23 protein-coding genes are annotated in these 22759 nt (G+C 36.3%); 6 read left to right on the top strand and 17 right to left on the bottom strand.

Translation table 11 applies throughout. The features are described from left to right. Nucleotides 1-371: 371 nt before the first annotated feature. The 8 genes from KGI01_RS06155 to KGI01_RS06125 all read right to left on the bottom strand — a co-directional run bounded on the left by KGI01_RS06155 (nucleotide 372) and on the right by KGI01_RS06125 (nucleotide 9173). Entirely contained in the window at nucleotides 372-1574 is a 1203-nt protein-coding gene (locus tag KGI01_RS06155) for a glycine C-acetyltransferase (protein WP_174795796.1), read from the bottom strand. A gap of 160 nt (nucleotides 1575-1734) precedes the next feature. After that, nucleotides 1735-2385: a YczE/YyaS/YitT family protein gene (locus tag KGI01_RS06150; RefSeq protein WP_141273959.1), complete on the bottom strand. Its 651-nt coding sequence runs from the start codon at nucleotides 2383-2385 to the stop codon at nucleotides 1735-1737. A 134-nt stretch (nucleotides 2386-2519) separates the two neighbouring features. Further along, nucleotides 2520-3002 (bottom strand): Cys-tRNA(Pro) deacylase, encoded by a 483-nt coding sequence (ybaK, locus tag KGI01_RS06145; RefSeq protein ID WP_141273958.1) that lies wholly within the window; start codon nucleotides 3000-3002, stop codon nucleotides 2520-2522. Between the two features lie 12 nt (nucleotides 3003-3014). After that, nucleotides 3015-3482 (bottom strand): hypothetical protein, encoded by a 468-nt coding sequence (locus KGI01_RS06140; RefSeq protein ID WP_141273957.1) that lies wholly within the window; start codon nucleotides 3480-3482, stop codon nucleotides 3015-3017. Between the two features lie 419 nt (nucleotides 3483-3901). Further along, nucleotides 3902-6085: a DNA topoisomerase III gene (locus tag KGI01_RS06135; RefSeq protein WP_141273956.1), complete on the bottom strand. Its 2184-nt coding sequence runs from the start codon at nucleotides 6083-6085 to the stop codon at nucleotides 3902-3904. A 61-nt stretch (nucleotides 6086-6146) separates the two neighbouring features. Continuing rightward, nucleotides 6147-7769 carry a ribosomal protection-like ABC-F family protein gene (gene abc-f, locus KGI01_RS06130; protein WP_141273955.1) on the bottom strand — a complete coding sequence of 541 codons (1623 nt, stop codon included), beginning with the start codon at nucleotides 7767-7769 and terminating at the stop codon, nucleotides 6147-6149. A gap of 93 nt (nucleotides 7770-7862) precedes the next feature. Beyond that, nucleotides 7863-8000 (bottom strand): RAxF-45 family protein, encoded by a 138-nt coding sequence (locus tag KGI01_RS13830; protein WP_170214745.1) that lies wholly within the window; start codon nucleotides 7998-8000, stop codon nucleotides 7863-7865. 615 nt (nucleotides 8001-8615) lie between these two features. Further along, a complete protein-coding gene (locus KGI01_RS06125; protein ID WP_141273954.1) occupies nucleotides 8616-9173 on the bottom strand; it encodes an NADPH-dependent FMN reductase in 558 nt (185 codons plus the stop codon). A gap of 214 nt (nucleotides 9174-9387) precedes the next feature. On the opposite strand from KGI01_RS06125, the gene KGI01_RS06120 reads away from it, so the two are divergent. Further along, nucleotides 9388-9573 carry an SE1832 family protein gene (locus tag KGI01_RS06120; protein WP_141273953.1) on the top strand — a complete coding sequence of 62 codons (186 nt, stop codon included), beginning with the start codon at nucleotides 9388-9390 and terminating at the stop codon, nucleotides 9571-9573. A 60-nt stretch (nucleotides 9574-9633) separates the two neighbouring features. Then, the gene (locus tag KGI01_RS06115) at nucleotides 9634-11190 is read left to right on the top strand and encodes an ABC-F family ATP-binding cassette domain-containing protein (RefSeq protein ID WP_141273952.1); all 1557 of its coding nucleotides are present in this window, start codon (nucleotides 9634-9636) and stop codon (nucleotides 11188-11190) included. A gap of 43 nt (nucleotides 11191-11233) precedes the next feature. Here KGI01_RS06115 and KGI01_RS06110 read toward each other — a convergent pair whose 3' ends face one another. The 3 genes from KGI01_RS06110 to amaP are packed head-to-tail and all read right to left on the bottom strand — an operon-like array spanning nucleotide 11234 to nucleotide 12500. Continuing rightward, nucleotides 11234-11707, bottom strand: coding sequence for an Asp23/Gls24 family envelope stress response protein (locus KGI01_RS06110; protein ID WP_068456169.1), 474 nt, complete (start codon nucleotides 11705-11707; stop codon nucleotides 11234-11236). Between the two features lie 17 nt (nucleotides 11708-11724). Then, nucleotides 11725-11937 carry a DUF2273 domain-containing protein gene (locus KGI01_RS06105; protein ID WP_141273951.1) on the bottom strand — a complete coding sequence of 71 codons (213 nt, stop codon included), beginning with the start codon at nucleotides 11935-11937 and terminating at the stop codon, nucleotides 11725-11727. Between the two features lie 11 nt (nucleotides 11938-11948). Further along, nucleotides 11949-12500, bottom strand: coding sequence for an alkaline shock response membrane anchor protein AmaP (gene amaP, locus KGI01_RS06100; protein WP_141273950.1), 552 nt, complete (start codon nucleotides 12498-12500; stop codon nucleotides 11949-11951). Nucleotides 12501-12869: 369 nt separating this feature from the next. Between amaP and spx the strand changes: the two genes are divergently transcribed. Both spx and KGI01_RS06090 read left to right on the top strand, forming a co-directional pair. Next, a complete protein-coding gene (gene spx, locus KGI01_RS06095) occupies nucleotides 12870-13274 on the top strand; it encodes a transcriptional regulator Spx (protein WP_141273949.1) in 405 nt (134 codons plus the stop codon). Between the two features lie 31 nt (nucleotides 13275-13305). Continuing rightward, entirely contained in the window at nucleotides 13306-13734 is a 429-nt protein-coding gene (locus KGI01_RS06090) for a MarR family winged helix-turn-helix transcriptional regulator (RefSeq protein ID WP_141273961.1), read from the top strand. Between the two features lie 198 nt (nucleotides 13735-13932). Here KGI01_RS06090 and KGI01_RS06085 read toward each other — a convergent pair whose 3' ends face one another. From KGI01_RS06085 to KGI01_RS06075, 3 genes are all read right to left on the bottom strand, one after another. Next, entirely contained in the window at nucleotides 13933-14481 is a 549-nt protein-coding gene (locus KGI01_RS06085) for an RNA polymerase sigma factor (protein ID WP_068456179.1), read from the bottom strand. A 326-nt stretch (nucleotides 14482-14807) separates the two neighbouring features. Beyond that, nucleotides 14808-15701: a DMT family transporter gene (locus KGI01_RS06080; protein WP_141273948.1), complete on the bottom strand. Its 894-nt coding sequence runs from the start codon at nucleotides 15699-15701 to the stop codon at nucleotides 14808-14810. Nucleotides 15702-15796: 95 nt separating this feature from the next. Continuing rightward, a complete protein-coding gene (locus KGI01_RS06075; protein ID WP_170214744.1) occupies nucleotides 15797-16933 on the bottom strand; it encodes a PucR family transcriptional regulator in 1137 nt (378 codons plus the stop codon). Between the two features lie 154 nt (nucleotides 16934-17087). Between KGI01_RS06075 and KGI01_RS06070 the strand changes: the two genes are divergently transcribed. Beyond that, on the top strand, nucleotides 17088-18470 hold the full coding sequence (locus tag KGI01_RS06070) for a dipeptidase (RefSeq protein WP_141273946.1): 1383 nt from the start codon (nucleotides 17088-17090) through the stop codon (nucleotides 18468-18470). 49 nt (nucleotides 18471-18519) lie between these two features. On the opposite strand, the gene KGI01_RS06065 is transcribed toward KGI01_RS06070, so the two are convergent. The 3 genes from KGI01_RS06065 to KGI01_RS06055 all read right to left on the bottom strand — a co-directional run bounded on the left by KGI01_RS06065 (nucleotide 18520) and on the right by KGI01_RS06055 (nucleotide 22006). Next, nucleotides 18520-18921 carry an AraC family transcriptional regulator gene (locus KGI01_RS06065; protein ID WP_141273945.1) on the bottom strand — a complete coding sequence of 134 codons (402 nt, stop codon included), beginning with the start codon at nucleotides 18919-18921 and terminating at the stop codon, nucleotides 18520-18522. 178 nt (nucleotides 18922-19099) lie between these two features. Continuing rightward, on the bottom strand, nucleotides 19100-19657 hold the full coding sequence (locus KGI01_RS06060; protein ID WP_255314747.1) for a nitroreductase family protein: 558 nt from the start codon (nucleotides 19655-19657) through the stop codon (nucleotides 19100-19102). A 147-nt stretch (nucleotides 19658-19804) separates the two neighbouring features. Next, nucleotides 19805-22006: an MMPL family transporter gene (locus KGI01_RS06055; RefSeq protein WP_141273943.1), complete on the bottom strand. Its 2202-nt coding sequence runs from the start codon at nucleotides 22004-22006 to the stop codon at nucleotides 19805-19807. A gap of 120 nt (nucleotides 22007-22126) precedes the next feature. Here KGI01_RS06055 and KGI01_RS06050 point away from each other — a divergent pair, with 120 nt between their 5' ends. Further along, entirely contained in the window at nucleotides 22127-22750 is a 624-nt protein-coding gene (locus KGI01_RS06050) for a TetR/AcrR family transcriptional regulator (protein ID WP_068456209.1), read from the top strand. Nucleotides 22751-22759: the final 9 nt, after the last annotated feature.

Here is a 22759-nt window from a genome sequence, read left to right as displayed (position 1 = left end):
GCCATTCAACCGTCCAAACAGGACATTCGAAGGCGAAAATGGATCACTCGCACAAAACACCTAAATTGCTCCCTCTCTGCACTTTCTTCAAGGCTTTTGAGTAATTCAAGAGGACTTCATTTGACTAGGTTTATGTGAATTCGAACATTCGAACGTCATTTTGGGTCATTCGCTGAAGGTGTTGGGGCATTCGCTGAAGGTGTTGGGGCATTCACTACGCCAAACGGGACATTCGAGGACGAAAATGGGTCACTCGCTGCTCGATTTGGGCCATTCAACCGTCCAAACAGGACATTCGAAGGCGAAAATGGATCACTCGCCCACTCAAACAAAAAAGACTTCGAAAAAATTCGAAGCCTTCATCAATCAATTTATTGTTTAATAATGCCTAGCTCTTTTCCTACTTTTTCGTAGATTGCGAGTGCATCATCTAACATTTCTTTAGTATGTGCGGCAGTTGGCATATTACGTACGCGACCTGTACCTTTAGGAACGGTTGGGAAGACGATTGATTTTGCATAGACGCCTTCTTCAATTAAGCGTTTTGAGAATTGTTGTGTTAATGTTTCATCCCCAATAATACATGGTGTAATTGGTGTTTCGGAATGACCAATGTTGAAACCTAGCTTTTGTAATCCTGCTTTTAAGTAGTCCCCGTTCTCCCACAGACGATCATGTACCTCGGTTGAATCCATAATCATTTGTACTGCTTCCGTAATTGCTGCTACATCTGCTGGTGGTAGCGCTGTTGAGAATAGGAATGGACGTGAGCGCACTTTTAACCAGTCAATGACATTTTGTTTACCAGCTACATAACCACCGACAACACCGATTGCTTTTGATAATGTACCGATTTGGAAGTCGATTTCATTTTGAAGACCAAAATGTTTTACAGTTCCCTTTCCTTTACCTGTAACGCCAGAACCATGCGCATCATCTACATACGTAATTAAATCAAATTCTTTTGCGATTTCCACAATTTCAGGTAGCTTCGCAATATCACCATCCATTGAAAATACGCCGTCTGTAATAACCATAATTTTATTATATAAGCCTGATTCTTTTGCGGCTTTTGCTTTTTCACGTAAATCATTCATATCTGAATGGTTGTAAGCGATGATTTTTGCTTTCGATAAACGACAACCGTCGATAATTGATGCATGATTCAATTGGTCTGAAAGAATCGCATCATTTTTATCCATAACAGCTGAAATTGCCGCCATATTACAGTTAAAGCCAGATTGATATGAAATAGCAGCTTCCGTCCCTTTGAACTCAGCTAATTTCTCTTCTAACTTCACGTGCAAATCCAGTGTACCATTAATTGTACGCACAGCCCCTGCGCCAACACCGTATTTGTCGATTGCTTTTTTGGCTACTTCTTTTAATGTATCGTTCGTTGCTAAACCTAAATAGTTATTTGATGATAAATTAATCAGTTGTTGTCCTCTGATTGTAATGATTGGACCATTTGGACCTTCTACTGAGTCGATTTCATTATATAAACCTTGTGTACGAAGTTGTTGTAAATTCTCATCTACAAATGCATTTAAAACTTTAGACAATTGAATCATCCCCTCTATTGATGTTACTGTCATTGTACCATAAGTCGTTTCATATTGTGCATTGGAAAAGAACGCAAACCGTTGATTTAGAAGGATTTAGAAGTGTTTCAAACATACTGTACAACTCAAAAATACATTTGTTTGTATGCAATAAAAAACAGAATGTGATTTACACATTTTGCTTCACTTCTTCTACAATGACTGTCGTTTTTTCTTTTGTCAGATATTGATACAAGCGCTCTGTATATTTGAAAGAAATTTGAATAACAGGACCGAGTACAAATACCATAATGACTGTTCCAAGACCAATTGGACCGCCAATTAAATAACCTGTCACTGCCACTAAAAATTCCAGCGCTGTTCTTGCGACAGTAATACTTAATTTTAGGTGTTCTACCGCAATGAGCATGAGGCTATCACGAGGACCAGCGCCTAAGTTCGCAGTAATATAAATCGCATCACCAATTCCTAAAATAATGACACCCGATACGAAACAGATCAGTTGACCAACTGCCGTATTTACATCTGGAATAATTGCATTGAAAAAGTCGATGAATAAGCCTGTTAATGCCATATTCATGATTGTACCAATCTTCGGTAACTCTTTTAATACGACTGCACTAAGAATAATAATGAGTAACCCTAAAAGAATTGACCATGTACCAATTGTTAAGCCGAGACTTTGATATAATCCGACATGTAAAACATCCCATGAACCGATACCATAACTCTGTCCTTTAATCGTTAGCGCGACACCACAAGCTAAAATGGCAAGTCCACCGATAAAAAATATCCAGCGTAATGTGTAATGATTTTTCATTGTTGCCTCCGTCTATCAGCACAAAATAAAAAAGAACCCGTCTGTTCAGGTTCTTTTTCACATATGCTGGAATTTAAAATAATTGCATATTTCCGAGTTCAGACAAATTTTATTGTAACAAACAATTTAAGTTGTTAACAAGTGATTGTACCAAACTTTGCTTGAACAACTCGTGCTAATAACTGTGGTTGAATGCAAATTTGCATGCCTCGTTTCCCTGCACTTACGAAGATTTCCGATTGTGCTGTTGCAGCTTCATCAATCACTGTTGGATATAGCTTTTTCATGCCGATTGGTGAACAACCACCACGAATATATCCTGTATGTGCCAGTAGTTCTTTAACAGGTAAAAGATCGATTTTTTTCTCACCAACGAATTTCGCTGCTGCCTTTAAATCAAGCTCTTCTGCTACAGGAATCACAAACACATAAAGTTGCTTTTTCGCTGTTGTCGCAACTAATGTTTTAAAGACTTTTTCAACAGGCTCGCCAATTTCTTGTGCTGCTGTAACACCATCTAAATGTTCTTCATGTACATCATACTCTTTTAATGTGTACGGAATTTTTTGTTGATCCAACAAACGAACTGCATTCGTCTTTTGAACTTTCTTCGCCATTTCGCCACTTCCTTATGCGGTACAATAGATCATCGGCTCCAATACTTTGAAGCCACCGCGTGCCATCGACATTTGGAACTGATACGTCGCAAGTGCTTTTTCGGTTAAACGCTCTTTCGTCATCTGTCTTGCATCTTTTAATTGAACAGGTAACGTTTTTGGTAATCCTGTTTCAGGAAGAAGGTGAACCGTAACATCATCTTGCAACATCATCTCTGTTGGTGATTGTGTCGTACCTTGATTTTCTTCTATTGTCGCACGTTGTTGAAGATGCTGTAAAGATTCTTGTAAATTCGAATGATTCTCTTTTTCCTTTTTACCTGTCAATAAATTCACCAACTCTTCCAAACTCGAGTTTGTCGTTGGTGAGAAATATTTAGCTTGTTTTTTATACGCATCATCCACATTTTTCAATGTCACTAATTTTTTGCGCGCTTCAAACTCTGTAAAACGATTACTTAATAAGGATGCTAATCTCATAATCCTTCCTCCTCTCCACATGATATTGTTATATTTAGTGTATCATGTATCCAATTCAGTCAAAACCAACTAAATACACATCTTAAAATTCGGATTTCGGCACTTCTTTGTGACTAAAAAACTTATCACATAAACGCTGAAATAACTAGAATCACTATTCAAAATACTACTTTTTTGACACACTTTCCCTCGAACTATTTACCCTTTATTTCGGTAAATATCTACCTATATTTAGAAAATAACTCTTATAATCAGAATATTCATACGAAAGAATCAAAAGATGTAAAAGAGTATGTTTCTTATAAAGGTCTTTCGATATGGAAATTTTTCAAAAAGATGATAAAAGTAAGTCAAAAAGGATAGACTAGAACAAAATCACACTTGTTCTAGTCTATTGGTTCATATCATATCATTTCACTTTATTCTTCTTTATTCCCAAATAACTTCGCAAGAGCGTCTGCCATCGCTGTGTTTTCAGGTTCTTCTTTTTGTTGTGTTTTCATATATTTTTGAACGTCACGTTTTGAAACTTTTTGATTACCTGATTGTTTTTTACGCTTTTCAAAAGCCGAGAGTTTTTCACGATGCCCACATTTACATGCGAAAATACGTCCTTCTCCTTCGCCACGTAATTCTAATTTTTTATGGCATACTGGACAGCGCGCATTCGTAATTGTGGATACTTTTTTCTTGTTGCCACATGTACGATCTGAACATACGAGCATTTTGCCGCGTTTACCATTTACTTCAAGCATCGGCTTGCCACATTCGCTACATACTTTCCCAGAAATATTATCATGTTTGAATTTCTGATCACTTTTCTTAATATCTGAAATTGATTTTTGTGTAAAATCAATCATTTGACGCATGAAGTCGGCTTTTTTCGCCTGTCCTTTTGCAATCTTTGTCAATTGTGTCTCCCATTCAGCTGTTAGAGCTGGTGACTTTAAATCTGCTGGTGCTAAATCTAATAGTTGGCGACCTTTAGACGTTGTATATAAATCATTACCTTTTTTCTCAATCACAAATGACTTGAATAGCTTTTCAATAATATCTGCGCGTGTCGCAACTGTACCGATACCGCCTGTTTCTTTTAATGTTTTAACTAATTCTTTCGACTCGTCACCCATAAATTGTGATGGATTTTCCATTGCCGCAAGTAGTGTTCCTTCATTAAAACGAGCTGGTGGTTTTGTTTGACCTTCTGTTAAGGCGATGCCACGTAGACTGACTTGCTCACCTTTTTTAAATACAGGCAGTGTACGCTCATTCGACTGCTCGTCTTCTTGTAAATAAACAGCTTTCCAACCTTCATCGCGTACTGTATTTCCCTTTGCAGTGAATGTTTCATTTCCTACTTTTAATGTCACAACCGTTTGGTCATACTCATACGCACCGTAAAATACAGCTAAAAATCGTTTAACGATTAAATCATACAATTTATATTCTTTATCTGATAATGCACGTAAATTTACGACTTCTTCTGTTGGGATAATCGCATGGTGATCCGATACAAGCGCATCATTGACAACACCTTTTTGAGCTTGCGGTGTTCCCTTACTTAAAATTTTATTAGCAGCTGCACGATAATCTCCAACAGCCGATGCTTTAATACGGTCTGTGAATGTACTCTTCATATCCGATGTTAAATGTTTTGAATCCGTACGTGGGTACGTCACAATTTTATGGCGTTCATATAGATTTTGCAGCGTAGAAAGTGTTTCTTTCGCTGACCAACCATAGCGTTTATGCGCCTCTTTTTGTAGTTCTGTTAAATCGAATAGATGTGGTGCTGGCGTACGTTTTGGTGTTGTTTTCACGTCTATAACTTCACCTGTTTTCACCGAATCGAGTGATTTTAATAACTGTTCCATCTTCTCTTTTTGGAACGATTGTGTTTGATTCGTTCCTTTTTCGTGCCATGTGAAGGTCACTGTATTCGTTAAAGCTTGCAAACCGTAATACGTCTTCGGTTTGAAGTTTTTAATTTGTTGTTCACGATTCGCAATCATCGCAAGCGTCGGTGTTTGGACACGACCTGTCGATAACTGCGCATTATATTTAACCGTTAATGCACGCGTCGCATTGATACCAACCACCCAATCCGCCTCAGCACGTGCAACTGCTGCTTCATATAAATGGTCATATTTGCGACCATCTTTTAAATTATTGAATCCTTCACGGATCGCTTGATCTGTTACAGAAGAAATCCATAAACGTTTGATTGGTTTACGAGACTTCGCTTTCGCTAAAATCCAACGTGCTACAAGTTCCCCCTCACGCCCAGCATCTGTCGCGATAATGACTTCATTCACATCTTGACGATTCAATAATGTTTTGACCGCATTGAATTGTTTCGTCGTTTGACGAATTGGTACTAACTTGAATGGTTCTGGAATAATCGGTAAATCTTCCATCTTCCATTCTTTATATTTCACATCATATTGTTCTGGATCTGCATGTGTGACTAAATGACCTAACGCCCACGTCACGACATATTTGTCGCCTTCCAAAGATCCGTTACCTTTTTTTGTACATTTTAGAACGCGCGCAATATCGCGTGCAACGGATGGTTTTTCAGCAATAACTAATGATTTTGACATAATTCCGCTCCTCTCAATCTCCTTCTATTATAAGGGATAGATGAACAGACATACAAATACGCTATTGTGACAACTCCATCATCATCGCCTGCTTCTCTTTTGCAAAAGCATAATCTCCCTCATGAACAATCGCGCGCTGTTTTTCAATCCATACAATACGGTCAAATAACTTTTGTAAGAAATAACGGTCATGGCTAATCGCAATAATCGTTCCTTCAAACTGTTCTAAGTTTTCTTCTAACACTTCACGCGATTCAATATCTAAATGATTCGTCGGTTCATCTAAAATAAGCAGATTAATTTCTTGCTGCATGAGCTGTGCGAGTTTTAATCGCATACGCTCGCCACCACTCATATTTTTAAACTTTTTAAAGACATCTGCACCGTAAAATAAGAATTGTGCTAGAATATGGCGTGCTTCAGGCTCTGTCATCATCAACTCTGAACGAAAGACATCAATTAAACGGGCTTCTGGGTCTGCTTCAATTAAATGTTGTGCTAAATAACCGATTTTCACAGAACTCCCTAATTCTACAATGCCTTCATCTGGCTGTTCCTCACCTAATAACATCTTCAATAATGTCGACTTACCCGCTCCATTTTCGCCAATAATCGCAAGCGTATCTTGCCAATACACATCAAATGTTACATCTTTGAATAATAAACGATCATAACTCTTTGCCACATCATAAAATTGTGCGACTTCTTTTCCGCTGCGCTCTGAAGCTGTTAGTTGTAACTTCATTTTCTTTTGAACACGTGGTTTTTTCACTTTCTCCATGCGCTCTAACATACGCTCCATGACTTTTGCTTTTCGGTATAAATCAGGGTTCGGTGGACTTGCCTCATTCGCCCATTGGCGTAATCGACGAATCGCATCTCGAATCTTTTTAATTTTCTTTTGTTGTTCTTGATATTGTGAGAACTCGCGTGCATATTTATCTTCTTTTGCTTGTAAGAAAGCATCGTAATTTCCATGCGATACCCAAGCTTGTCCGTCCTCAATTTCAATAACTTTCGTTACGACATGATTCATAAACTGACGATCATGTGATACAACAATGACCGTTCCTTTAAACTGCTGTAAATATTTTTCGAGCCACTCAATTGCATGTAAATCGAGGTGGTTCGTTGGTTCATCTAGTAGTAAAATATCAGGCTCTTGTAAGAGAATTTTGCACAGTGTGACCTTCGTTTTTTCGCCACCACTCAGTTGTTCAAAATTTTCTTCTACAAGATGGGCAATACCTAGACCTGTTGATACGTACGAAATTTTCGAATCTAAAATATAGCCATCATTCGCTTCGAATTGTTCTTGTAGCGTGCCGTATTTTTTTAACAGTGACTCCAAATCATCACTTGTCGCCATCTGTTGTTCCAGCTGCTTCATGTTCTTTTGAATGTGATTCAGCTTGTCGAATGCTTCATACATCACATCATATACCGTCATATCAGGATAATTCGGAATCTGATGAAGAAAACCAACATGGCTTCCCTTCGCCTTAATAATTCTTCCCGTATCTACCGCTTCTTCTTCCGCCATAATTTTTAATAATGTCGTCTTACCACAACCATTATTTCCAACAATTGCGACATGTTCGCCTGCGTGAATATCGACTGTTAACTCTTGAAATAGTGGATGCCCACCAAAATTTTTCGTGATTTTTTCTGCTTTAATATACATTGTTGTTTCCTCCATTTAAGTAGCTGAGAAAACAAAAAGGACTACTCATTAACGAGCAGTCCCCTACAAATTCTTCTGTGAAGGAATGGTTAATCAGCTACGGTTCATATTTTCGATTGACTTAAAAATAGACAGACCTGTCCCGTTAGCTTGTAAATCGAAAGTCATGACACGTGTTAAATACATCGCTGTATCAAGTTGTACACCTGTCGCCGTTACTGATTTTTTCATTTCCTTCACCTCCGTTCAAGTTAGTTAATGACTATTATAGCAAATTATCAGTTTTTTCGCAAAAAACATTGATATTCATCCTCGATATATTTCTAAAAAGATTTCATTATATGGGACGTGATTTATTCATTTATTTTAAATAATAGTTTTAAATCAGCGATAATTTCAGATAATGAAATATCAGGAACAAGGCTTGAGATATCTTTATCTTCTTGTTCTATTTTTATTAAAAATTCATTAATGTGTCCTTTAATTACTTCATTCTATAGCTCATGGATAGGGGTCTAGGAATTTTTAAAGGTTCTTCAGGTAAAATCTCTGGCTTTTTTCCAGTTACAACCTCAATATAATTAAATAAATCGTTCATATAATCAACTCCAAAAATTGATTTAATAATATTCAATAGCTTTTTAATTTAAATGACGCACCTCTCCTCTCCATCATAAAAGATGAAAACGAGATTGTTATGGTGAACAGACCATCTATCCTTTATTACAAAAACATGCCCACTGGATTAGTTGGTCAGATTAATTTCTGAAATTCATATACCAAAATAAATAAAAGCAAACGATATTGGATTTTTAAATAAACTCCAAAGTCGTTTGCTTTTTATGTTTAATCTAGTGGTTCTTTCGGTAAGTTTGCGCTTAACTCGCAATATTTTACGAAGACGCGTGCTAATTCTTGTAAGCGTTCATGCACATTTTCGTCGATAATGTTATTTTGGTCGTCAAAGTGACTTGTATGTGTGTACACATAGTTTGGTGTCACTAATGCGCGGAAATAATCTAAAATTGGTTTGAATTGATTTTCTACTACTAAATGATGTTGATGTGTTCCACCGTTTGCAACAATTGATACGGGTTTATAGCGTAATGCTTTCGGATTTAAAAAGTCGAGCGCATTTTTTAAGACGCCTGGAATCGAACCTTGGAAAATAGGTGTTGCAAAAATATAGCCATCTGCAGATTCTAATTTGCGGACTAGCTCTTGCATCCCCGTATTATATTGATCGAATGGACGACCATCTACAATTTGATGTTCATAATCTGAAAAACGTACAAGCTCTAAATCAAGCGTACCATCGAACTGCTCAATGTATCCTTGAATTTCTTCTAAAATCGCGCCTGTTTTTCGACCTAAAACTGTTCCATCTACTAATAAAATCTTCATCTCACGTGACCTCCATTTATCTACTTCTACAAACTCATTGTAACAAACACCCTACCCTTTCAATAGCAACTCTACTTCATTTTTAGACAAATCAGTCTTTCGACGGAAAGCGAAATTTGCTTTCTTTCTAGGAGTGACTTCCTATGTTACAATATTCTCTATGAGTATTAAAATGAAATGCTAATGCATTTTTCAATAAAGGAGCGTATATATAATGGCGACAAAAGCAGAAATTGAGTATCAAATTCTTGAGCTGAAAAGCGACTATATCCGTCAACAAGGTGATATCGAAAAATTAGAGGCAACTGGCTATCCACAAAAGATTGAACAGGCTGAACAGCGTCTAAAAGATATGGAAACACAACTTGCCCAATTGAACACAGAATTAGCGAAATTTTAATCATCTGGCAAAAGGTTATTTTAAAAACCTTTTATTTTTAAGCAGGAGGAAACTATTTTTATGGCAATTTTAACAGTCGAAAAGCTCGGTCATTCTTTCGGAGACCGTATACTTTTCAAAGATGTGTCGTTTCGTATTGTAGAAGGAGAACACGTAGGGCTTGTAGGTGCAAACGGTGTTGGTAAATCAACAATGATGAGTATTTTAACAGGTCAACTCATCCATGATGAAGGTCGCGTAGAGTGGTTACCAAACACACATTACGGTTATTTAGACCAGCACGCTGTATTAACACCAGGTCGTTCAATGCGTGAAACATTAAGCGATGCGTTCCTTCCACTTTATAAAAAAGAAGAACAATTAAATGAAATTACAGGTAAAATGGCGGAAGCGTCACCTGAACAATTAGAAGAATTACTTGAAGAAATGGCTGAAATTCAAGATGCGCTTGATGCAGGTGATTTCTATACACTCGATATGAAAATTGATGAAGTGGCGCGTGGTCTTGGACTAGATGCAATTGGTTTAGATCGTGATGTAACCGCTCTTTCAGGTGGTCAACGTACGAAGCTTTTACTAGCGAAATTATTACTTGAAAAGCCAAAAGTATTGTTACTAGATGAGCCGACTAACTATTTAGATGAAGAACATATCACATGGTTGAAAAACTATTTAAAAGATTACCCTCACGCATTCCTTCTCATCTCGCATGATGTAGAGTTTATGAATGATGTAGTCGGTGTTATCTTCCATTTAGAGTTCTCAAAACTATCTCGCTATACAGCAACATATGAGAAGTTTTTAGAGTTAGCTGAAATTAATAAGCGACAACATATTGATGCGTATGAAAAGCAACAAGAGTTTATTAAAAAACAAGAGACATTCATCCAAAAGAATAAGGCGCGTTTCTCGACAACGGGTCGTGCGAAATCACGTCAAAAACAATTGGATCGTATGGAGCGAATTGACCGTCCTGAAACAGCGGCGAAACCACAATTTAGTTTTAAAGAATCACGTAGTTCAAGTCGCTATGTAGTAGAAGCAAAAGATTTATTAATTGGTTATGATAAACCACTTCTTCCACCGCTTACTTTCGAAATTGAACGCGGTGAAAAGATTGCATTAGTTGGAATGAACGGTGTTGGTAAATCAACACTTCTAAAAACCATGCTTGGTAAAATCCCTGCACTTGGTGGCGATGTACAACGTGGTGACTTCTTATTCCCTTCTTACTTCGAACAAGAAGTAAAAGGCGGTAATGAAACACCAATCGATGTCATTTGGAATGCGTTCCCTTCATTAGAACAGGCGACTGTGCGTGCATTACTAGCGAAAACAGGTTTAAAGAATGAACATATTTCACGTCCAATGGCTCATTTATCAGGTGGCGAACAAGCAAAAGTACGTCTATGTCGCCTAATGATGGATGAATCGAACTGGATGCTATTCGATGAGCCGACTAACCACTTAGACGTGGATGCAAAAGAAGAATTAAAACGTGCAATGAAAGAATATAAAGGCACAATCGTTCTTGTCAGCCACGAACCTGAATTCTACGAAGGTCTTGTAACAAAAGTTTGGGACGTTGCAGAATGGTTCTCTAAAGGACAACAATAATACAAAAAAGAATCACGCCGGTTGGCGTGATTCTTTTTTCAATCTATTCTACGCGACTATTTGATGAACTTGTTTTAGCTTTTGATTTATTTGACTCAACAAACTCTTCGCGCGTATAGACATCATCTACATGCATATTAAATTCCACTACATCCAGTCCCGTCATTTGCGAGATATTTGCTTTTACATTTTGATAAGCAGTGCGATAAATTTCTGGCACGCTCAATCCATACTCAACATAGACTGAAACATCAATTGCAACTTGTTTCTCACCAATATCGGCTTGAATACCTGCTGTTAAATTTTCATTGCCTGTTAATGTTTTTTGGAGACCTTGGAATAGATTACCACTCATTCCTAGAATCCCTTTTACATCCGTTGTTGCAAGTGCTGCAATCTTTTTAATCACTTCATCATCATATGTTAAATGACTTTTATGTTGTTCTTCCTGTTCTTTTTTCTCTAATTCTACTTCTTCTGGTGTTTTTTCTGTTGAACGTACATTTTGATTTGACATGAAATCACTCCTGTTTTTTATGATCTTCTATTAAATAGTGCATCAATGTAAGATGCAATATCCAAGTCATGGTCTACCCACTTACCAATGAGATACCCAATAAGTAGAAATACTAAAACCATGACTGCATATCCAAAACCAACTGTTAAAAATAACACACTAAAAATAATTGCTGCAATTAAGCCTACTATACGCCCACGATAGCGTATGAATACTTCTTTATTATTCATGACGCTCCTCCTTATACGACGCGTTGTTTTTTGCTTGTTTTGCCTTCTAAATCAATTACATAAATCTGTACTTCACTTACTTGCACTTCTAACATTCTCTCTAAATCATCTTTCAATCTTTGCTGCATCTCTTTCACTGTTTGTTGTACGGCACTATTTTTAAAAACTGAAAATGTAACAGTAAGTTTAATTTTTTCAGCTTTTGAAAAAATCTCAGCCCCGACTTCAAGTGAACGAATGCCATCAAATTTTTTCGCAATATTATACGCCATGGATTCAATTGACTTTTTAGAGATACTGATTTCACCTAAACTTGTATCAATATTTAAATCTTTTCGTGTACTAGGTGACGACTTAAAACTACTAAAGAATAAAATAAGCGACACCAATGCAAGAAATGATACAAGTGAAATGACTACAATGAAGAAAGAGCCATTCTTTGGGAATTCAAGTACATATGCTACTGAATCATATACTTCTATCAGCATAAGAATGATGCTAAGTGATAGTAAAAATGTTAATAAAGCATAGATACCAAAAATCCATCTCAAACCCATATTCATTTTTTAACCTCCAGCCTATAACCAAGGTATTTAAAATTTATTCTTTAAAGATTGGCTTACACGAATTATTTACCCAGACTACTCTCCATACAAACACTTAAATTATTTTACGAATAGCTCGAATTTATATTTTTCTTGCTTGATTAACGAACTTTCCCGTTACATTCTCGTCATATATTGTAATAGAAGTGAAACAGATTGCATTACACATTAATACAGTTAATGTTTTCGTAAATAAACATTACAATTGTGTAATATTTCTATTTAATACTCTTTTTTTCATCTTTTTGTCACGAAAATGTAATTGACTTATAAATATCTTATTGGTAAGATATAAATATATTAACAAAAGAGAAAGAGGTAATGAACATGACTGTTACAATTTATACACAAACTAGCTGTACATCATCTAAGAAGGCTCTACAATGGTTAGAAGAGAACGCAATTCCATATGTAGAAAAACGCATTACATCAGATCCGTTAACACTTGCTGAGTTCAAACAAGTTCTAAGTATGACAGAAGACGGCACAGATGAAATTATTTCAACGAATTCAAAAGACTATAAAAACTTAAATTGCGATATTAATCAGTTATCAATTCAAGAACTTTATAGTATTATTAAAGACCACCCAAAAATGTTGCGTAGCCCAATTTTAATTGACGATAAGCGCCTACAAGTTGGATATAACGAGATGGATATTCGTCGTTTTATTCCACGTAAAGTACGTGCATATGAATTATTTGAAATGCAACGCTTATCAAATGATTTCTAAATGAATCACGTTGGAGATGAGTTACCCTATGATGAATAATAAAGAAAAAGAGCACAGCATCTCGTCTCTTTTCGAGATTGCTGCAGCTCTTGAAAGAAAATGGGCAAACGAATGGAACAGCCATAATAATATGGGTCTTTCAAAAACCCATATTTTATTACTCGATCTTTTAGAATCGAATGGCCCTGTTCGCCCATCTGATTTAGCTGAAAAGCTACATGTCACGACTGGCGGTGTAACCGTTCTAACTACGAAGCTCATCAACGCAGGTTATATCAAAAAAACAAAGAATGTAGCCGACCGACGCGCTTATCAGATTGAAATTACGGATGAAGGAATCCAGTTGCTCGATAATGCCTATGCGCATATTGAGTTAATGGTTCAGCGTATGTTCGGTATGCTTACAGAAGACGAAGTGGATACACTTCGCAAAATATTCTCTAAACTCTTACTTGGTTAATTGAACACAGTCATGTTCAAAAGCCATCTTTTACATGCCTTCCACATTTTCAGATGTGGGTTTTTACATGTTTAAGATGGCTTTTTTTATATGTAGTAGAGGAATCGTATATCTGTTTATATACGATTCCAATCTATATGAACTCACAATGACGATTGTGAGATTAGGGGGACAACTTTCATAGATTACTTGTATTAATTATGCTGGCAAGATAGCTGTAGCTGTTGTATCATCTTGTAACATCATTTCTTTTAGGCGCTGTTTTGCACGGAAAAGACGTGATTTTACTGTACCGATTGATACTTTCATTAATTCTGCAATCTCAACTAATGAGTATTGTTTTACATAGAAGTAAAGTAGTGTATTGCGGTAAATACCGTCTAGTTGATTGATTTTTGCTTGTACTAATTGCGCTACATCTTCTTGCTCAATTAATTCTTCTGTTGTTGGTTCATTGTTGGGAACCAAATCTAAAACAGGTACGTCTAATGTATCAGGTTGGTTCATCATGTATTTGCTACGACGTACATTTTTGCGATAGCGGTCGCGGAATGTATTCATGCAAATTGTTGTTAACCATGCTTTTAAGTGGTCGACTTGTGCAACGTATGATTCATAGCGGACAACTTTCACCCATACTTCTTGCATTAAGTCTTCTGCTTCTGCTTTATTACGTGTTAATTTTAAACATAAATGATATATGTAGCGATTATATTCTTCATAAACTTCTTCAAGTTGAATTGTCATTTTTAAAACCTCCGAATATTACTTGCTTTGTTATACTCTTATTATCTGCGAAAACAACCTTACGCTCTATCGGTTTTGCTTTCACTTTCATTACAAACGTGTAAGGTTTTTGTGCAATTTATGTAAGAATACATATTTATATAAATAATAGAAGATGCCTTATGATAGTGAAAATCATACGGTGTCTTCTATATTCATTACTTATATTCGACAATGTCATACTTTAACTTTACGTACAAAAGTTATTTACGATGCATTGTACCATGCAAAGTCTAATGTTTTACAATAAAAAAGAAATCCCGTCTTACGAGATTCCTCTTTCTCATTTAATCTGGCTTTAATAATTTTGGCTGTCTTTTTCCAAATGTCGGTTTGACTTCCGAGAAAATAATGGCAGCTAAAATAAGCACAGCGCCGATTACCATACGTCCTGTTAATACTTCATGCAAAAATACGACCGAGAAAACCATACCAAAGAATGATTCCATCGATAAAATGATGGCTCCCTGTGTTGCAGATGTATATTTGAAAGCGATGTTTTGGAATAAGTACGCCACGATTGTAGAGAATACGGCGAGATAAACAATTGAGAATAGACCGCCTGTTCCAACACTTTCAATACTTGTTGGGACATCACCTCTTACTAGCACGAATAAAGCACTAATTACTGCTGCTGAAATAAATTGAATAATCGTTAATAAAATAGCATCTTCATTTTGAACAAATTTATTCGTATAAAAAATATCAAACGCGAAAGCAACCGCACATAATAGCGTTAAAATATCGCCAATATTCATTGTGAATGAACTTTGCAATGAGAGTAGCGCAATCCCGATTAATGCTGTAACTGCCCCAATCACTTCGAAACGATCAACTTTACGCTTGTACACTGCATAGGCAATTAACGGAACAACTAATACGTTCACAGCTGTTAAAAAAGCATTTTTAGATGGTGTTGTATATTCAAGACCCACTGTTTGTAACACGAAACCTGTATAAAGAATAGCGCCTAAAATCGCGCCCTTCCAAATGACACGTTTCGTTATTTTTTTAAATTTATAACCAAATAAAATAATTAGTAGAATAGCGGCTAATATGAATCGCCCAGCCATTAATTGATAGGCGTTGAGGTAATCCAAACCGATATCTGTGACAACAAATCCACTGCCCCAAACAACTGCTGTTACCATCAACATAAGTACACCTATATGTTGTTTCATTCGTTCTCCTCCTTTTAGCTTTTGTAAGCATATCATGTAAAGAGAACAAAATGTTTCATGTATTTTCTAAAAAAATTAAATTATTTTTGTATTTTTTACAAATCTAAATGTTTTTTTAACAGATATAACTTAATTGCAACAGATAATTGCTCAAAAAACTGCATGTCATTTACTTCTGGCGATAAAATCGTCTTCATCTTTGTAATACGATAACGAATCGTATTCGGGTGGCAATAGTGTAACTCCGCAACAGCTTTAATATTCCCTTCTTGTAAAACATATGAGATGGCTGTTTCTAAAAAGTGATCCCACTCCTCTAACGGTTCAATCCATTCATCTATATATCTTTTAACGAAAGAAGGTTGTTTTTTCATTAATTCAATTAATAATTTCTCTGTTTTCAATGTATCGTATGAAAAAATTGCTTGGTTATAAAGATTCGCAAAAATATTAGCGTAACACGCTTCTTGTAATGCTTTTGCTAAATTTTGCTCTGTTTCATGAACATTACTCATACCAATTTGGATTGGTGCTAATTCCTTTTTACAAATTTGTAAGATCTCCATCATCCTTTCATGAAAAGGCGCTGATGAACTATGATTCGTCATGACCATAATCATTTGCTGTTTATAACGGGTAATTAATCCTGTACGTAAAAAAGGTTCTAAACGAAATAAATTATATGAAGCAATGTGCGGACTTGAAATACTCACTACATATGCATATGTCTCAAAAGGTCGGTTCAATTGGCGCATAAGTGTAGATTGTGTTTCGCGGTCTAAATCATCTTCAATTAAACGAGCAACCGTTGTCTCTAAAAATTCGACTTGTGAAGCACGTGTACGATAATTCATCGCCTGAAAAATAATATCTTCAAAAAACTCATCACCGCCGAATTTTAAAACAGGAATCTCTTTTTCCACTGCTAATTCTAAAACTTCAGATGGTAAATCTTTATAAATCACTGGCTTATAAGCGAATGCACTAATATGTAGGTCCGCAAATCGTTCTACCATATCCATCAGTAGTTCCGGTTCATGTTGTGCAAATAGCAAACTTGTCAACACAAGACTATCCTCTGTGAACATCTTTTCACGCGTTCCTTCAAAGCCCTTAATAAACTCAAAGTCTAAAATTTCAACGTTCTTCATCTTTTTGTGTAGAAAATCTTCCCCTGCTACAACCTCAAAATCCTTTGTAATCGGTAATTCTAAAAAATTCTGAACGGTCATGACCATTTCTTCCACCTCCAACTAACTTTCCTTTTTTTATTGTACTTTTTAACTTAAACAGTATTCCAATTATATCTATGAACGTTCAAAATATTCCGCCTATCGAAACATATGTTATACTAGAGCTAATTACGTTAGAAATGAGGGATTTTAAATGGATCAATTACAACAAGTCGATCAATATTTTACAAATCATCGTGAAAAGCATTTAGAAGAAATGAAAGAATTTTTAGCCATTCCAAGTATTAGTTCACTTTCTGAGCATAAGCCAGATATGCAAACAGCTGCTGATTATTTAGCAAACTTGCTTGAAAAAGCAGGTATGGAAAATGTTCAAGTACAACCAACACCAGGACATCCTGTTGTAACTGCTGAATGGTTACACGCTGAAGGTCGTCCAACTGTTCTTGTTTACGGTCACTATGACGTACAACCTGTTGACCCAATTGAGCTATGGGATACAGAACCATTTAAGCCTGAAATTCGTGACAACAAGATATATGCACGTGGTTCAAGTGATGATAAAGGTCAAGTATTCATGCATGTCAAAGTACTTGAAGCTTTATTACAAACAGAAGAAAAATTACCTGTTAATGTGAAAGTCATCTTCGAAGGTGAAGAAGAAATCGGTAGCGTTCATTTAGACCAATTCATCGCTGACCATAAAGAAGAATTAGCAACAGATGTTGTATTAATTTCAGATACAGCACTATACGGTCCTGGTAAACCAGCTGTATGTTATGCACTTCGTGGTTTAGCAGGTATCGAAATTACAGTAAAAGGTTCAAAACGCGACTTACACTCTGGTGTTTACGGTGGCGGTGTACAAAACCCAATCCATGCATTAGCTGATTTATTATCTTCATTCCATGATGAACATGGTACGATTTCTGTAGAAGGTTTCTACGATTCTGTGCGCCCATTAACAGATGAAGAACGCGCAACTTATGCAGAACTAGACTTCTCTGAAGAAGATATTAAAGAAGAAACAGGCGTAAAAGAATTATTCGGTGAAGAAGGCTTCTCCTATTTAGAACAAACTTCTGCCCGTCCAACACTTGAAGTAAACGGTGTATTCGGTGGCTTCTCAGGTGAAGGAATTAAGACCGTTCTTCCTGCTCAAGCTGGCGCAAAAATTACATGCCGTCTTGTACCAGACCAAGATCCAGACGAAATCGTTCGCCTTCTTCGTAAACATATTGAAGCGAACAAGCCTGCTGGTGTAGAGGTTGAAGTGGCTGAATTCGATAAAGGTAAACCGTTCATCACACCGATGGATCACCCACTCATTCAAGCAGCTGGTCGTTCATACGAAACACAATATGACGCAAAAACAGCTTATGTACGTGAAGGTGGTTCGATTCCAATCGTCTCAACATTTGATGAAATTTTAGGCGCACCTGTTGTCATGATGGGCTTCGCACTATCAACAGAAAACATTCACGCACCTAACGAACACTTCCACTTAGAAAACTTTGATAAAGGTCTACGTGTCGTAAGTGATTACTTCCACGAAATCAAAGATTACAAAAAATAAATAAAAAAAGAAACAGCTCGATTATAACGAGGCTGTTTCTTTTTTATCATTATAGACATGTATCAATCGCAATATGAATCGTAATCGTACCATCTGCTTCATATTTTTCAAAGTCGTATGTATAGGCGCGATTGATAATACCTTCTTCTTCTTCTTGCCAAATCTTTTGCCATGTTTTAAATACACCCATCGGATCATGATGATCCACTACATAGCTTTTATAGGCTGTATTGACATCAATATTCAAGTCACCAATTTGACTTTCGCGATATACACCTACTGTATAATCACCTTTATAATTATTCTCATATTGACTATATACACCATAAAGAACAGTGCCATCTAGCTTGTAAGGTGTGGCCTCGTTCCATAATTGGTCGAACTTCATCGCCATGTCCGGATCATGGAAATTATTCGTACGAATCTCACAAATTGACTTCAATTGAATCATCCTTCTCATCTCCTTATTTTCATAATATAAGAACAAGCGTTCTTTTACAAGAGGAAAACGAGCATATAGATATAAAAAAAGGAAGCTATTTCCTCCATAGACGTTGTATCTTCCTACTTATACATTCGGAAAATATTCGTTCTACTTTAGAAATAACTTCAAATTCACAAGATTTTTATTAAAAGAATGTCACAAATTCCTCAATAGATTTTTTTGGTTTTTCAGCAGGGATTGTATCAAAGTAACCAAATTGCAACATCGCAATCGGTCTTTCACCTGCTTCTAAACCTAGTGCTTTCAAGAACTCCGGTTTCTCTAACCAACCTGGTGTTTTCCAGCAACAACCAATTCCTTCATCCCACGCAAGCAATTGAATGTTTTGAATAAAGCTACTTGCTGCCGCAAAATCCTCTAGGCGTTCTTTTTGACGCAAATCTTCTGGCATGATGACAAAAGCGACAGCACCTGGTGTTGTAAACTTCACCATCTTTTTCGCTAGTTCTTCTACAGATAGTTCTTCCCAGTTCGGTACAACAACATCACGAATAACCGTATTTAATCGTTGTAATCCATCTTCTGTAGCTAATACAATACGCCACGGTTGACGGTTACCATGGTTTGGAGCCCATTTAGCATCATCAAAAATGGTTAATAGTGCTTCTTTTGAAACAGGTTTACCATTGAATAATTTAATTGAACGACGATTACGAATAACTTCTTTAACAGTAAGAATAATGTCCAACTCCTTCACTTTCATGTAATTTAACTGTATCATATGCTGAAAAAAATAAGAAGTTGCATATGATAACCATTATGTAAAATCGTTGTAAATTAGAAAAGCAGCTAGGTTCAAATATAATATTTCCCCTAGCTACCCTACTATTTATTGTTTCTTAAATAACTTTCCTGGCCAGTAAGCGTAACGTCCCATAACTGTTGTTAGGGCTGGTACAAGTAATGGACGGATAATGAATGTATCCATTAGAATACCGATAGCTGTTACAATACCAAACTGTACAAGTACTTGAATTGGTAATGTACCTAATACTGCGAACGTACCAGCTAAGATTAAACCTGCTGATGTAATAACGCTTCCTGTATGAATAACACCTTCTTGGATTGCCAATTTATGCGGCTTACCATTTTTACGATTCTTCCAAATCTCTGAAATCATGAAGATGTTATAGTCCTCACCAAGTGCTACTAAGAATACGAATGCATATAATGGAATTGAACCAGAGATTGCATCGAAACCTAAAACATAGTGTAGAACAATCCAACCTGCACCAAGCGCTGCAACGAACGATAATACAACGGTTCCGACAAGGTAGATTGTTGCTGTAATCGAACGAAGATATACAAGTAATAGTAATGCGATTAACGCAATCATCGTTGGTAGAATCACAGATTCATCTCGAGAGATTGTTTCTTTCTCATCATATTGTGAAGCTGTTTCGCCGCCTACCCATACTTTACCGTCTTCTACTTTTGCATCTTTCAAGAAACCTTCTGTTGCTTTTGTAATCTTCGGTACAGTTTCTAGAGCTTCTGCTGAGTAAGGATTATCTTTTAAACTTACTTCGTATAATTGAATGTTTTTATCTTTTTCACTTTGTTGTGGTGCTGCTACTTCACTCACGTAACTTAATTTTCCAAGATTCTCTTTTAAGTTAACATCTTTGCCTTTTGTATCGACAACGACTTTCATCGGTGCAAGTTCACCAGCTGAGAAGTTATCTTCAATTAGTTTAAAACCTTCACGTGAATTTGTCTCATCTGGGAATGATGATAGTAAATCGAACGTATAGTTAACCTTTGGTGTGAATGCTGCAAGACCACCTAAGAATACAACTGTGATAATAATGATTGCCCATGGTTTACCTGTAACAAGATGCGCAACCTTCTTACCGATACGGTGCTGTGGTGCATGTTGCTTTGGTGCTTTGCCTTTTTTCGCTGCTACTTCCTGCGCCATTTTCTCTGTACGCGGAATGAATGGGAAGAATGCCACACGACCAATGATTACTAAGATGGCTGGTAGTACAACTAGTGCTGTAATTCCCATGATTAGAACGCCAAAACTAAATGGTACAGCGAATCGATGGAATGAACCATAGTGTGCTAAACCTAATGTTGCAAGACCGATTACAACTGTTAAAGCACTCATCATAATCGCGCCGCCCGATTCCTTCATCGAAATCTTCATCGCTTCAAAACGATTTTCTACTTTTAATAATACTTCACGATATTTTGAAATCAGGAATAAACAGTAATCGGTTCCTGCCCCGAATAATAGAACGGTCATGATGGACACTGCTTGATCGTCCTTATCAATCCATCCCTGCTCCGCCATCAGTCCAAGTAATGGTGAAATCACACCATATGCTAGACCTACTGCAATTAATGGAATAATCGCTAATAATGGTGAACGATAAATTAAAATTAATAATACTAATACAAGTAATACAGTTGCTGCTAATAATTTAAAGTCTGCATTTTTGAATAGACCTGTTGCGTCAATCGCAATTCCAACAGGACCTGAGTAACGAAGGTTTAGTTCGTCTTTATTGTCATAACTACCTGTTGTTTTAACATCTAAATCTTTTACTTGCTTTTTAATGTCATCTAAACCAACTTGTAATTGCTCCGTTGTTGATTTTTGATCAAAGAATACAGGTGTAACAAGTGTAGACCCATTCTCTGAAGCTGATTTCATTAAAGCTTGTGGTGGTAATTTACCAAATGGAGGAATTGTTGCCTGATGAGGTACAGGGTTGCTCTCCAAATCTTTATATAATTTTTGAATTTTTGCGTAATCCTCTTGATTTAAACCACCCTCGCGGTGCCAAACAAGTAATAATGGAATACCTGAATCATTTGGAAATTGTTCTTTAATAACTTTTTCCGCTTCTTTTGAAGCTGCGTTTGAAGGTAAATTTTCTGCGTTGTTGCTTTCTACGCTATTAATTTGGGGAAGTGTAAATGATAATACCGCTACGAGTAGAACCCAAAAAGCTAATGTAATCCAGCGTCCTTTTTTACCTGCTACTAACGCGCCCCATTGTTCTAATGGATGCTTTCGCATATTTTCTCACTCCTTTTTTATTCTCTCTCATTATATATACTCGAGAGTTAATTAATCAAATAAAATTTTAAAATATGATATAATAACCTCTAAATTCTATTAGAAAGTGAGGGCTTCACTATGTCAGTTTCACCTAAAAATTTAGGTCGCCCTAAGCAAGAAGATCGTGTAATCCCTACAAAAACGCATATTTTAAATACGGCAATCCAACTTTTTTTACAATATAGTTATAAAAATACATCAATGGATGAAGTAGCACTCAAATGTAATATTACAAAAGCGACAGTTTACTATTATTTCAAAACAAAAGCTGAATTATTTACAGCTTCTGTTGAATCTTTAATGACGACGGTACGTCAAAGTTCAGTAAAGATTCTATCTCAACATATACCCTTTCAAGAGCGACTTGAACAACTAATTATTGTTTTTACACGCGCAACTGTCGATATCGATATTCACACATTTATTCGCGAAGCATCATCTAGCCTATCAGAAGACCAATTAAAAAGAATTCAAGCCTCTGAAGATGCCATGCATGACGCAATTGAAGCTTGTTTTGCAAAAGAAGTAGAAAATGGTGTTCTCCCGAATAAGAGTACGAAATTTATGGCACATTTATTTTTATCACTTCTTAATTTAAGTAAGTTTACCGATTCAAATGGGCAAGGTTTTTTCAACACTCTTGAAGAAACTGCACATGAAATTACAACATTTTTCTGGAATGGCGTTCATAGTAGCAAATAATTGAAAAAA

The sequence above is a fragment of the Kurthia gibsonii genome (genome assembly GCF_006539985.1).
Classification (GTDB): Bacteria; Bacillota; Bacilli; order Bacillales_A; family Planococcaceae; genus Kurthia; species Kurthia gibsonii.
This window is presented reverse-complemented; position numbering and strand designations above follow the sequence as displayed.